The organism is Flavicella sp. (genome assembly GCF_037132785.1).
In the GTDB taxonomy this organism is placed as follows: Bacteria; Bacteroidota; Bacteroidia; order Flavobacteriales; family Flavobacteriaceae; genus Flavicella.
Window position 1 is genome coordinate 1 of record NZ_JBAHZZ010000041.1, and the last position, 14,791, is coordinate 14,791.

General features: G+C 31.2%; 8 protein-coding genes. All 8 read left to right on the top strand.

Annotation, left to right across the window (positions count from 1 at the left end; translation table 11 throughout):
* Nucleotides 1-494: 494 nt before the first annotated feature.
* The 8 genes from V5787_RS02530 (at nucleotide 495) to V5787_RS02565 (ending at nucleotide 14,773) form a co-directional block, all read left to right on the top strand.
* Nucleotides 495-1,760, top strand: coding sequence for a ribonucleotide-diphosphate reductase subunit beta (locus V5787_RS02530; protein WP_336891713.1), 1,266 nt, complete (start codon nucleotides 495-497; stop codon nucleotides 1,758-1,760).
* Nucleotides 1,761-1,764: 4 nt separating this feature from the next.
* Nucleotides 1,765-3,549 (top strand): ribonucleoside-diphosphate reductase subunit alpha, encoded by a 1,785-nt coding sequence (locus V5787_RS02535; RefSeq protein WP_336891714.1) that lies wholly within the window; start codon nucleotides 1,765-1,767, stop codon nucleotides 3,547-3,549.
* Nucleotides 3,550-3,630: 81 nt separating this feature from the next.
* Entirely contained in the window at nucleotides 3,631-5,121 is a 1,491-nt protein-coding gene (locus V5787_RS02540) for an acyl-CoA dehydrogenase family protein (RefSeq protein WP_336891715.1), read from the top strand.
* Between the two features lie 116 nt (nucleotides 5,122-5,237).
* The gene (locus V5787_RS02545; protein ID WP_336891716.1) at nucleotides 5,238-8,420 is read left to right on the top strand and encodes a UvrD-helicase domain-containing protein; all 3,183 of its coding nucleotides are present in this window, start codon (nucleotides 5,238-5,240) and stop codon (nucleotides 8,418-8,420) included.
* Nucleotides 8,421-8,498: 78 nt separating this feature from the next.
* Complete coding sequence (locus V5787_RS02550) at nucleotides 8,499-9,713, top strand: OmpA family protein (RefSeq protein WP_336891717.1); 1,215 nt, start codon at nucleotides 8,499-8,501, stop codon at nucleotides 9,711-9,713.
* A gap of 130 nt (nucleotides 9,714-9,843) precedes the next feature.
* The gene (locus V5787_RS02555; protein WP_336891718.1) at nucleotides 9,844-12,594 is read left to right on the top strand and encodes a PD-(D/E)XK nuclease family protein; all 2,751 of its coding nucleotides are present in this window, start codon (nucleotides 9,844-9,846) and stop codon (nucleotides 12,592-12,594) included.
* The gene (locus V5787_RS02560) at nucleotides 12,595-13,431 is read left to right on the top strand and encodes a prolyl oligopeptidase family serine peptidase (RefSeq protein WP_336891719.1); all 837 of its coding nucleotides are present in this window, start codon (nucleotides 12,595-12,597) and stop codon (nucleotides 13,429-13,431) included.
* Nucleotides 13,432-13,435: 4 nt separating this feature from the next.
* On the top strand, nucleotides 13,436-14,773 hold the full coding sequence (locus tag V5787_RS02565) for an MATE family efflux transporter (RefSeq protein WP_336891720.1): 1,338 nt from the start codon (nucleotides 13,436-13,438) through the stop codon (nucleotides 14,771-14,773).
* Nucleotides 14,774-14,791 lie beyond the last annotated feature (18 nt).

Sequence of the window (14,791 nt, forward strand, 5' to 3'; positions counted from 1 at the left end):
CTACTAATTGTAGAGCGAGCTCTGTTGAGAGTTTTAGCAATGTATGTTTTGTTCTTTTTCTCTTCTAAAAGAGTCTGAATAATCACCCTTTCTTTTAGGGTAAGTCGGCGATGTTTTTTTACTACCATTTTACAAATCTATTATTTTAGATTTGTTGCGTTAAGTTATTGAATGGAGGTTTACTTGTATGCCGAAAAATAGTTTGAAACGAATTTTAGCACTTCTACTCCATCGAAAATTATTTTTGAACTTTTCACTCAGACCAAAAAGAAAACTCTTGAGAAAAGCTACTTGTAGGATTATCACTAAGAACTCCAGAGTTGTTGCGTTAAGTACTGTAATAGAAGGTTTTCTGCAATAAATCAATCAAAAATTAAGTTCCATTTTTTTGTTTGTTAATAAAACTGTTGAAAAAAATCTTTAAAACTTGCTCTTAATTATTAAAATTATTTTGATATTTACAGTTCTGTTTAGTTTAATTCTAGCGTATAGATATGGAAATAATAAAAAGAAATTTTAGTACAAAGCCGTTTTTAAAAAACAAAATTACCCAAGCCATTTATAAGGCTATGACAGCTGTAGGAAAAGGAAATTTTGAAGATGCGGATAATGTTACAACCGTAGTGTGTGAAACGTTATTTAAGCGGAAAGAATTAGATGCCCAATACATACCAACTATTGAAGAAGTTCAAGATATTGTTGAAACTAAACTTATGGAAAGTCATTTTCCAGAAGTAGCCAAAGCATATATCATTTATAGAAACAAAAGGGAACAACAAAGGAAAACGAATATCTTTGAGAAACGTATCAATCTAAAACCGTACGAATATCCCGAACTATACGAATATGTACCCGCAATACGACATTCTTATTGGATCCATACAGAGTTTAATTACACAAGTGACATTCAGGATTTTAAATCACGTCTATCCTCTATTGAGCAGCGATCAATACAAAATACATTGCTTGCTATTTCACAAATAGAAGTAGCGGTAAAATCATTTTGGGGCGATTTACATCAAAAAATGCCAAAACCTGAAATTGGAGCAGTTGGAGCTACTTTTGCAGAAAGCGAAGTGCGTCATGCCGATGCATATTCTCACCTTTTAGAAATTTTAGGACTTAATGATGAATTTAAAATCTTAAAGAAGAAACCTGTTATCATGAAACGAGTGCAGTATTTAGAGACTGCTTTACGAAATTCTAAAAGTAATGACAACAAGGAATATTCAGAATCGATATTGCTCTTTTCTCTCTTCATAGAACATGTATCATTATTTTCTCAATTCTTAATTATTATGGCTTTTAACAAGCATAAAAACATGCTTAAAGGTATTTCTAATGTAGTTGAGGCAACATCTAAAGAAGAGCAGATTCATGGCGATTTTGGCATTGATCTTATTAAGATACTGCAAAAAGAACATCCAGATTGGTTTACACCTCAATACCGTAATGATATACAAAAATTGTGCTTTCAAGCCTATACGGCAGAATGTGAACTTTTAAGTTGGATTTTTGAGGAAGGTGAACTAGACTTTTTACCAATAAATATTATTGAAGAATTTATTAAAGATAGATTTAACAGATCATTAGAAAGTATCGGTGTCAAAAAAATATTTAACACCAATCAAAGCTTATTATCTCAAACAGAATGGTTTGATGATGAAATTATAGGAACAAAACACGGAGATTTTTTTGTCAAACGTTCTATTAATTATAGCAAAAGAACGCAAAGTTTAACCAGTGATGACCTTTTTTAAGACCATGATAGAAAAAACACTAAATAATAGAACTCTCTCGAAATCAGAAAACAACTCAGCTATAATTGATTTTCGAAACAAAACGTTATCTAAAATCAACTCCTCAAAAAACCAGCCCTATAGCTGGCTTAATGAGAATAGTCGTAAGTTCCTAGATGCAGGATACTTAAGTCCAGGTATCACTCCAGAAAACCGCATAAGAGAGGTTGCTGAAAGAGCAGAACATATTTTGAACATACCAGGTTATGCAGATAAATTTTGTCGTTATATGTCTGAAGGATATTTTTCATTGGCATCTCCTATTTGGTCAAATTTTGGAAAAAAACGAGGATTGCCAATTAGTTGTTTTGGATCACATATAGATGATGATATTGCAAATATTCTTTACACTCAATCAGAAGTAGGAGTAATGTCCAAACTAGGAGGAGGAACTTCTGGTTATTTTGGAAAAATTCGACATAGAGGAGCACCAATTAAAAACAATGGAAAAGCCTCAGGGGCCGTTCATATCATGAAACTTTTTGATTCTATGGTAGATGTTATAAGTCAAGGATCTGTTCGTAGAGGGCGTTTTTCACCCTATCTTCCTGTAGACCACCCAGACATCAAAGAGTTCTTAGAAATAGGGACAGAAGGTAACAGTATACAAGAATTAACTCATGGAGTAACCGTTACCAATGATTGGATGCAAAAGATGATAGATGGTGACGAAGAGAAAAGAACTATTTGGGCAAAAGTATTACAATCTAGAGGGGAAATGGGATACCCATATGTTTTCTTTACAGATAATGCGAATGATGGTGCACCAGACGTTTATAAAGGAGACAAACACCCTATTTACGCAAGTAATTTATGTACCGAGATTATGTTACCCACAAATCATAATTGGTCTTTTGTTTGTGTCTTGTCAAGTATTAATTTATTAAATTATGATAAATGGAAAGACACAGATGCCGTAGAAACCCTAGTGTATTTTTTAGATGCAGTGATTACTGAATTTATTGAAAAATTAGAAGTGTATCGGGATTCCACGGATAGGGGAGAACGTCAAACTTTTCTCTTTATGGAAAGAGCTTATAATTTCGCCAAAGAAAATAGAGCTCTAGGACTTGGAGTTTTAGGATGGCACTCCCTTTTGCAATCTAAAATGTTAGCTTTTAATAGTCAAGAAGCTTATAATTTAAATAGTGAAATTTTTAAAACGATAAAAGAACGCTCTAACAAAGCCTCTGTAGAACTTGCAAAACAATTTGGAGAGCCAAAAGTTTTGGAAGGTTATGGACGAAGAAATACAACTTTAAATGCGGTAGCACCCACAACATCATCTGCTTTTATTCTAGGACAAGTATCCCAAGGCATAGAACCTATATGGTCTAATATCTATGTAAAAGATATTGCTAAAATAAAAACGACTATAAAAAATCCGTTTTTACTGGAGCTTTTAAAAGAGAAGGGAATGGATACAAAAGATGTTTGGACAGATATTCGAAAGCATGATGGCTCTGTTCAATTTTTAGATTTTTTAAGCGAAGAAGAAAAAGCTGTGTTTAAAACCTATTCTGAAATAGATCAAATGGACATCATTTATCAAGCCGCTAATAGACAAAATCATATAGATCAAGGACAATCATTAAATATTATTGTACATCCAGATATGCCTGTAAAGGAGATTAATAAAATTCATATTACAGCATGGCAGCTCGGACTAAAATCATTGTATTATCAACACAGTATGAATGCTGCACAAAAATTTAAACAAAAAAAAGAGTGTACAAGTTGTGAAGGCTAATAAACTTTAAGTAAAATATTCTTAACTTTAACGCTGTATAATCAATTTAAATATTGATTAGTAACTGTTAACATAAAAAAAATGAATAAAATTTTTTTAGAGTACATCAAAGAGTTTGAAGACACCCTAAAGTATGTTTTTCATAACAAGTTCGATATAAATCAATTTAGCAAAGAAAGAGGTATACCCGCAGTAGTTTTAAGAGATATTATGTCAAAATCTCCATTGTCTGTCGCTATTCCAGAACATTTTGGAGGTAGAGGAATGAAAGTTCATGAATGTTTAAGAATTTTGTCGGCAGCTTCATATGAATCTCTTCCGTTATCACTAACATTTGGAATAAATATCGCTTTGTTTTTAGAGCCAGTAGCAAAATATGCAAACGAATCTGTTAAAGAAGATATTTTTAAAAGGTTTTTAAACCAACAAAATATGGGTGGCTTAATGATAACCGAACCCAATTACGGTAGTGATGCTTTAGGCATGCAAACCTATAATGAAAAATTAGAGGACAACTATTTAATTAAAGGCACCAAACATTGGCAAGGATTAACAGGAATGGCCGATTATTGGCTGATTACATCACGTCAAAAAAACAGCAATGGTGGATTAAATAGAGATATCGATTTCTTTATCTGTGATGTTACTCAAGATAACCAACAAATAAATGTAACGGAATACTATAGTAACCTAGGACTTTATATGATCCCTTACGGGAAAAATGAAATTGATATACAAATTCCATCAAAATTTAAACTAGAGCCTGAAACTTCTGGGATTAAAATGATGTTAGACATTTTACATAGAAGTAGAATGCAATTCCCTGGAATGGCTATTGGCTTTATAAAAAGACTGTTAGACGAATCTATAAAACATTGTAATAAACGTATCGTTTCTGGCAAACCTCTTATTGAATTAGACCAAATACAATATCAAATATCAAAAATTCAAAGTGCACATACAATTGCATCTGCCATGTGCTTTAGGAGTAGTTCTAATAGTGGTATAGAAATAGATCTTTCTAATAATGGAATAGAGGCTAATACTATGAAAGCTTTTATTACTGACTTAATGCAAGAATCCGCACAAACAACAACTCAATTATTTGGATCTCAAGGATTCAAAACAGAAAATATTGGAGGGAGAGGTATCATGGACAGTAGGGCTTTCCAAATATTTGAAGGATCTAATGAAATGTTATACACTCAAATTACCGAAATGATTGTTAAATTTATGAAACGTCAAAAGGAATTTAATATTTATAATTTTCTTAAAGACTTTAGCTTAACAAATAAATCTTTTGAATACTTTAAAAAAGATATTCAGTTTAATTTTATCCCTGGAATAAAGCAGAGAAAAATGATTGATTTGGGAAAAATTTTTACCAGAATTATTTCTTTAAATTTCGTTTTAGAATTAGAAGAAAAGGGATTTCAAAAGGATTTAATAGAAAATTGTATTGAATTATTAAGATTAGATGTCACTCAGTTAACCAGTGCTTTTCATACAAAAAACAATGTAAACATAATTGAAGAGCAAGGAGACAATAGCTTATGGTATAACTTTGTATAGGAAACTACCTAGAGGTAAACTTACGGGGCATTTATTTTTAAAACAACCTTAATTATTGTCTTTACTTGGCTCTTTTTCAGAGGAATCAAATTATACAATAAAGACACTCATACTTTATGACAAATGCTCATTCTTTTCACGTTTATAATGCTTCTGCGGGTAGCGGGAAAACTTTCACATTGGTAAAAGAATATCTAAAAATTTTGTTGACATCTGAAAGTGATTATATATTTCAAAACATTCTCGCTATTACTTTTACCAATAAGGCTGCAACCGAAATGAAGGAGCGAGTTTTAGAGAACTTGAGAGCTTTTTCGAATGGGGAATCAAATGATATGTTTGATTTAATTATTAAAGAAAATAAATTAAATTCAGAGAAGCTTCAAGAAAAATCTAGAATAATTTTGGAAAATGTATTGCAAAATTATTCGGCATTTAATATTACAACCATTGACAGTTTTACCCATAAACTAATTAGAACCTTTGCTTATGATTTAGGATTGCCGTTAAATTTCGATGTTGAAATGGATGGATCTAAATTAATTAGTGAGGCAGTTGATGTGTTGATTTCAAAAATAGGAGGCAATAAAGAGCTAACAGATGTTTTAGTTTCTTTTTCTCTTCAAAAAGTGGAAGATGATAAAGCATGGGATATTTCTAAAGAATTAAATAGCATTGCATCTATTTTATTGAACGAGACAGATGCAAATCATGTTCAAAAGCTTCAATTAAAAAAAATAGCTCATTTTAAAGAAATAGAAAAACTTTTAAAAGTTAAAAAAAAGGAAATAGAAAAACTTTTTAAAAAAAACGGAAATAAAGGACTTACATTAATAGAAAATGCAGGTTTAGAGCCAAAGAATTTCCCTTACGCTACGTTGCCAAAGCATTTTGTGAATTTCACCAATTTAGCAAAACTAAAATATGATAATATTAAATTTGATGGTGCTCGTCATAAAAACATTGCAGAAGCAGTGTTTTATTCGAAATCTGCAAAACCAAATATTAAAAGTTCAATAGATGCTATTGGTCCAGAATTATTGAATATATATCAAGAGGGAAAGGTATTATATAACAAACATCATGGAGATTATTTGCTAATTGATATGGTGCTAAAAAGCATCATTCCTTTAGCCGTATTGAATCATATACAAAAGGAATTAAATGAAATCAAAGAGCAGAACTCTATTTGCTTGAGTGCAGAGTTTAATTCTATGATCAGTGAAAAGATTAAAAACGAACCCGCTCCTTTTATTTATGAACGAATAGGAGAGAGATTCAAACATTTTTTTATTGATGAAATGCAGGATACCTCATCTTTGCAGTGGCAAAATTTAATTCCGTTAATAAATAATACACTTTCTCAAGAAGGTGGTAGTTTGATGCTAGTAGGAGATGCAAAGCAAGCAATCTACAGATGGAGAGGAGGAAAAGCAGAGCAGTTTATCGATTTGTCTTTAGAAGAGAAAAATATTGCAAGCAACCCTTTTTATGTGGAGAAGAAATTAGAAAATTTGGCTACAAATTTTAGGAGTTTTAGTGAAGTGATTTTATTTAATAATAAGTTTTTTTCACATATAGCGAGCTTTTTAAACAATCCTACGTACAAGGATTTATATGAAAGAGGAAACAAGCAAGGGTTGAATAAAAACATAGGGGGTTATGTACAGCTAGATTTTTTAGATCGTTCTGAACTATCTAAAGAAGAAAAAGAAATTTCATATCCAGCTAAAGTATTAGAAATTGTTCAAGGTCTTGATGCTAATTTCAAAAGAAATGATGTTTGTATAATTGTTCGTACCAAAAAAGACGGAATCGCAGTTGCGAATTACCTTACAGAAAATGGGGTTGATATTATTTCCTCAGAAACTTTATTGTTACAAAACAGTTTAAAAGTACAGTTTGTTATCAATCTCTTGACATATATTCAAAACCCTCTAAATATAAATGCGAAGTTTAAGACGTTAAACTATCTCAAAAATTTTATTAATATTGGATTTTCTGAACATTTGTTTTATACTCAATTGTTAGAATTAGAAACAGAGGAGTTTTTTAAAGCTCTACAGGTCTTTGGGATTGTTTTTGAATATCCTGTTTTTTTAAAAATGCCTTTTTATGAAAGTATTGAGTATTTAATACGTTCGTATAAGTTACTTTCTAAAACAGATGCCTATGTACAGTTTTTTCTAGATTTTATTTTAGATTTTCAACGAAAAAACCATCATGACTTATCTGCTTTTTTATTAGAATGGGAACAAAAAAAAGGCAAGTTGAGTATTGCTGTCTCTGAAGGTGTTGATGCAGTTAGAATAATGACAATACATAAGTCTAAAGGTCTTGAGTTTCCAGTAGTTGTTTTTCCTTGTGATAGAGATGTTTCAAAAGAATTAAATCCAACTGTTTGGTATGATGATTTAGATCAATCTGTTTTTGGAGGTTTGTCAACTTCCATGATTTCTTGTGCAAAAAGAATAACCTATATAGGTGAAAAGGGGGAAGAAATATATGATAGAAGACAATCTGAATTGACTTTGGATAATTTTAATTTACTGTATGTGTCATTAACTAGAGCAGTAGAGCAATTGTATATTGTTACAGAATATCAGATAAATAAGAAAACCGGCATTGAAAACACCCATTTATTTTCAGGATTGTTTATCAATTATTTAAAGTCTATTGGAAACGAAAAAACATGGGAGCTTGGAAAGTTATCTTATTCATTTGGACAGAAAAACAGGTTTCTACCAATGAAAAAAAAGAAAGAAAGTGAATCCGTAGAAATACAAAAAAAATTTATTTCTAGTCCATGGGAAAGTCATGAAATTAAAATCGTTTCAAATTCCTCAAAACATTGGGGAAAGCAGCATGAGCAAGCAGTGAATTATGGACTGTTAATTCATGAAATGCTTTCTAAGATTATTACAGAAAAAGATATGGCATCAGTAATTGACTTATATGTAAATTCTGGGTTGGTTTTAACAAAAGATATTGAGCCTATTAGAACTAAATTAGAAAAGGTAATCCATCATAAAGAATTAAATAAATATTTCCAAAAAGGGTATGAAATTTATAATGAACGTGAGATAATTGATAAGAATAAGAATGTTCTAATTCCAGATCGATTGATGATAAACGGAAAAGAAGTTGTAATTATTGATTTTAAGACAGGTAAAAAATTGAATAAGTACAAAGCTCAAGTTGATGGATATGCGACTGTATTAAAGGAAATTGGCTATAAAATATCAGGAAAATACTGTGTTTATATTGATAAAAACATAATTGTTGATTCTTTGGATTAACACTTGTAAATTTTTTAGTAAAAAACACCATTTTTACCTATATTGTTTTAAGTTTGCAATTATTAAAACGAAACGATTATGAAAAAAATTAAAATTGGAATTATTTGTATGTTATTTTTAATTGTTGGGTCTCTGCAGGCTCAAGATGAAAATAATAAATGGGCGTTGAGCTTTGGTGTTAATGCAGTAGACATTAACAATGGAGGAACAAATGATATTGGTCATTCGCTTGAAGATTATGTCGGTACTAGTGACTGGAATATACTTCCTGCAATTACTACAATATCTGCTTCTAGATATTTAAATTATGGATTGAGTGTTAAAGTTACAGGGTCTTTAAATAAGATTGATGAAGCTCCAAAAGGAGATGTAGATGGACTTTCTTTTTTTAGCTTAAGTGCTGCTGCTGTATATGACTTAAACTCTTGGTTTGGAGAAACAGGATGGTTTGATCCTTATGTTCAATTTGGATTAGGAGGTACTTGGATTGATGATAGTAGTTCTTTTATAATCAGACCAGGTCTTGGATTTAATACATGGTTTAATGAAAATATTGGATTGAATTTTGATTCGAGCTTTAGCTATGCAACGTCTGAATTTACTGAGGTTGCCGCAAGTAATTATTTTCAACATTCTGTAAGTTTGATTCTTAAATTTGGTGGACCAACTAAAAAAGACACTGATGGAGACGGTATACCAGATGAAGATGACGATTGTCCAAATGAAGCAGGTCCTATTGAAAATAACGGATGTCCTTGGCCAGATACTGATGGTGATGGTGTGCTTGACAAAGATGATGATTGTCCGAATGTAGCAGGTCCTATTGAAAATAACGGATGTCCTTGGCCAGATATGGATAATGATGGAGTCCCAGACAAAGATGATAAATGTCCTAAAGTTAAAGGAACAATTGAAAACCAAGGTTGTCCTGAAATTACTAAAACTCAGATTAAAAAAATAGGAGAGTTTTCTAAAAAAATTAGTTTTAATACTGGAAAAGTAACCCTTAAAACAGGTGTTTCTGATAAATTAGATGGTCTTGCAAAAGTTATGGCACAGTATCCAACAACAACGTTTCATATAAACGGTTATACGGATAGTACGGGTTCTAAAGCAAAAAATTTAGAAATATCTAAATTAAGAGCGAAAACAGTAAAAGACTATTTGGTATCTAAGGGAATCAAAAAAAGCCAATTAAAGTCTTACGGTTATGGAATTGAAAGCCCTATAGACACTAACAAGACTGCTTCAGGAAGAAAAGCAAATAGAAGAGTTGAGATTATTGCTCAATAATTTTATAAAACTTGTTAAGTAATTGATGATTTAAACTCATTGGAAATCCAAAATGGTTTAGACCATATTAATAATATTAGATTAGCCGTTTTCAAATTTTTGGAAACGGCTAATTTTTTTATATTCGTATATGAAAACTTTTTTATCAGAAGTAGTAAATTCTATATTAGGGAGTGCTACACAATTGTCAAATACCATTTGTGTTTTACCCAGTGAAAGAGCTGGTGTATTTTTAAAGGAGGAGTTTAAAAAGCAGATAGATCAAACTACTTTTTTACCAAAGGTTGTCAGTATTGAAAAATTTATAGAATCGATATCTGGTTATCATAAGATGGAATCAGTTCCTTTGTTATTTGAGTTTTATAAAGTTTATTTAGAAGTAGAACAAAGCAACCCTGAAAGTTTCGACGTTTTTTCACAATGGGCGAGTATTGCAATCCAAGATTTTAACGAGATCGATAGACATTTAGTAGATGCAGAAGATCTATTTTCTTATTTAAGAGATATTAAAAGGATAGAATCGTGGGATTTAGAAAGTCCAGATTCTGCTTCTAAAATGGTTCTAAATCACCTTGGTTTTATGGAGAATCTTGGAAATTATTATTTTTCATTTTATAAACATCTAAAAAAAACTAAAAAAGGACATCAAGGGTTTTTGTATCGAGAAGCGGCTGGTAATGTTAAAGATTTTATAGTAGAACACAAGAATAAACAGATTGTATTAATCGGATTTAATGCCCTGAACAAAGCAGAAGAGATGATTTTTAAAACTCTATTGGATAGTGGAATTTCAAAAATATATTGGGATTCTGATGAGTATTATGTAAATTCTAAAAAAGAAGCAGGTGTTTTTCTAAGGAAATATAAAACGGAATGGTCTTATTTTAAGAAGAATACTTTTAACAGTGTTGCAAATAACTTTTCTGCTCAAAAAGAAATATTTGAAATCGCTACTTCTAAAAATGTTACACAAATAAAAGGGGTAGGTGAATTGCTTTCTACTATGAAAAGTAATGAGAAGACAGCATTGGTATTGGCCGATGAATCATTATTGTCTCTTACGTTAAACTCATTACCTGAAAATGTTGATAAACTGAATATTACGATGGGTTATCTTTTAAAAGATATGCCTATTTCTGGGTTTTTCGAGACCTTGTTCGAACTGTATTTGAATCAAATTAAACTTGATAAAGTAAATGAGAATCAGTTTTATTATAAAGATGTTTTCCGAATAATTGAACATCCGTTCTTATTTAAATTATTTCCTGTTTCGTCTGAGTTGTCACTATTCAAACAGGAATTGATAACAAATAATCAAGTGTTTATTTCTGTTTCATTTATAGAAAAAATGGTTTCCAAATTTGAGAACCTAAAGGCTCTTCAGATGATATTTAAAATGTCTCATCAAGTAGAGGTTTTTATTGTATCTATAATTGAAATAATAAATCTTCAAAAAGAAAATTTTGAAGGAGTTGAAAAAGAATGCCTGTTTCGGTTTTATAACCTATTTATTCAATTGCAGAATTTAAACGGAAACTATAAACATATTCGAAGTATTAAAACATTAAAAGTAATATACAAACAGTTGGTGACTACTGAAAAATTATCTTTTCAAGGAGAACCTTTAAGTGGACTGCAATTAATGGGGATGTTAGAAACACGTGTTTTGGATTTTGAAACTGTGATTATTACCTCTATGAATGAAGGAATTTTACCCGCCGGGAAATCAGAAAATTCTTTTATTCCATTTGATGTAAAACAGCAATATAACCTTCCTACATATCAAGAAAAGGATGCAATTTTTTCTTATCATTTTTATAGGTTGATTCAACGTGCAAAACAGGTATATTTATTTTATAATACTGAAACAGATGAATATGGTGCAGGTGAAAAAAGCAGGTTTTTAACTCAATTAGAAATTGATGGAGTAAAAACGACTAAAAAAACAATTGCTCCCATGCTGGTTTCTGTAGACAAACCTGATTTGGTGATAGAAAAAACCGATGAAATTATTGCTGTATTGAAAAATATTGCAGAAAAAGGCTTTTCTCCTTCTGCCTTATCTAAGTATATAGAGGATCCTATTTCTTATTATAAAAGATATGTATTACATATTAAAGATCTAGATGAGGTAGAGGAAACGGTTGCTGCAAATACAATGGGAACTGTAATACACGATGTTTTAGAAGGATTCTATAAACCTTATTTAGGCCAGTTCTTAAAGGTGGAAGATGTAAAGTTGATGATTTCTAATCTGGAAGATAAAACTACCTTAAGTTTTAAAAAATTCTTTGTCAACGGCGATATTTATTCAGGTAAGAATAAATTGATTTTCGAGGTTTCAAAAGATTTTGTCTTTAGGTTTTTACAGTCGGAATTAAAATTATTAGAATCGGGCAGTGTTTTAAAAATTCTCGGAACAGAAACTGAGTATTACACAGAAATAGATGTGGCTGGGCTCGATTTTAAAGTTAAACTACATGGTTCAGTTGATAGAATTGATGAATTAGATGGCATATTGAGAATTGTAGATTATAAAACAGGGAAAGTTGAGCAAAGTGAATTGAGATTGCCTGATTTTGATTTAATTCCTACAGACTATAAATACACAAAAGCGATGCAAGTTTTATTGTATGCTTTCTTGTATACTAGGAATAACAAGCATAATTTTGAAAACTCATTAGAGTCGGGGATATTTTCTTTTAAAAACAGGAAAGCAGGGTTTTTAAAAATGAATTTTTCAACAGGTAGAGGAGCGATGGATTCTAATGTTACCGAAGAAAGAATAGATGAATTTATAGATGTGATTAGAAATTTGATTTTAGAAATTTTTAATAAAAATGTACCTTTTAAAGAAAATAAAGAAAGACCCTTTCAATAGATGAAACAGAAAAATATTAGTATCGAAGGAATACATGGCAAACCGATTTTGTTAGATGTCTGTTATTCACAGAACAATAAGAAAAAACCATTAGTTGTTTTTTGTCATGGCTACAAAGGTTATAAAGACTGGGGAGCATTTGACTTGATGTCAGAAATGTTTACGGACAGTGAATTGTTTTTAGTGAAATTTAATTTTTCCCATAATGGAGGAACAGTAGAAGATCCTATTGATTTTCCTGACTTAGAATCTTTTGGTCAAAATAATTACTCGATAGAGCAAGATGATTTGGATTCGGTATTAAATTGGATATTGAGTGAGTCGAAATATTCAAAGGATATTGATCCTAATAAAGTTATTTTAATCGGTCACTCCAGAGGAGGAGGAGCTGTTATTTTAAAAGCAGGACAGGACCCTAGAATTAGTAAATTAATTACATGGGCTTCTGTCTCTGATTATAAATCGAAGTTTCCTGAAGGGGCTATTTTAGAGAACTGGAAGAAAGAAGGAGTGACTTATATAGAAAATGCTAGAACATTGCAACAAATGCCTCATGATATCCAATTTTACCATAATTTTGTTGAAAATGAAGACAAATTAACAATTAGGAAAGCTGCAGAAAATTTAAACATACCTCATTTGATTATTCATGGAACGGAAGATACTACGGTAACATTGGAAGAAGCGAAGAATATTCATGCTTGGAGTGCGAATAGCGAATTGTTTTTAATTACAAAAGGGAATCATGGATTTGGGGCGAAACAACCATGGGAAGACAAGGAATTACCTAAAGATTTTAAGACGGTTTTAGAAAAGACAATTTCTTTTATCAAATAGATCCATGAATACAACTCAACGAGTAGGGTTTAAGCACATTAATAGATTAGCTATACCTTCTATTATTGCAGGTATTTCTGAGCCTCTTTTGTCAATTGTCGATACCGCTGTCATAGGAAATGTTGAAGTAAATGCGATTGAGGCTTTGGCGGCCGTTGGGATTGCTGGTTCTTTTATTTCGGCAATTGTGTGGGTAATTGGTCAAACAAGAGCTGCTATTTCAGCAATTGTTGCTGAATATGTAGGAAAGGAGAAGCTCGATAAGATTATTTCCCTGCCAGCTCAAATGATCGCGATTAATATTACCTTAAGTATTGTCTTATATTTGATGACTACTTTATTTACAAAAGAAATTTTCGAATTATATAATGCCTCAGATTTAGTCCTTGATTATTCTGTACGTTATTATGAAATTAGAGCTTTGGGTTTGCCGTTTTCTATATTTGTATTTACGGTAATGGGAGTTTTTACGGGTTTACAGAACACCTTAATTCCTATGCTGATTAGTATATCTGGCGCATTAGTAAATGTCGGTTTAGATTTTTTATTGGTGTATGGTATAGTTGGGATTTTAGAACCAATGCATGTGGAAGGAGCTGCTTATGCCAGTGTAATTGCTCAGGGAGTGATGGCACTCTTGGCTTTGGTGTTTTATTTGAAAAAAACTCCTTTTAAGTTGTTCTCATTTACGTCAGTCCATTTTGAAATAAAAAAACTAATACTCGTGAGTATTAACTTATTTGTACGTGCTTTAGCGCTACATATAGCATTGTATTTGGCAAATTCTTATGCTACGGATTATGGAAAAGAATATATAGCAGCCCAGACTATTTGTTTTCAAATTTGGCTATTCTTTGCTTTTGTTGTGGATGGTTATGCAAGTGTTGGAAGTATTATATCCGGCAAGTTAAAAGGGGCAGGAGCTATTGGAAGTCTGAAATATTTAGTCAAGGATTTGAATAAATATGGAGTAATTGTCGCCTCCTTTTTGATGTGTTTATGTTTTGTATATTATAATAAAATTGGTGTAATTTTTACTACAGACCCAAAAGTCTTAGATGTTTTTTATTCGGTGTTTTGGATTGTGATTGTAACCCAACCATTAAATGCAGTTGCTTTTGTCTATGATGGAATTTTTAAAGGCTTAGCAGAGGTAATCGTTCTTAGGAATACTGTAGTAATAGCAACATTTTTAGGCTTTGTTCCTGCTTTGTTAATTTCAGATTATTTTGATTTGAAATTGACGGGAATTTGGATGGCTTTTACTGTGTGGATGTTATTTCGATCTGGGATTTTATTTGTCTATTTTAGAAATAATGTGGAAGTAATCCTAAAAAGATAAGGATGCTAAATTAAAAGT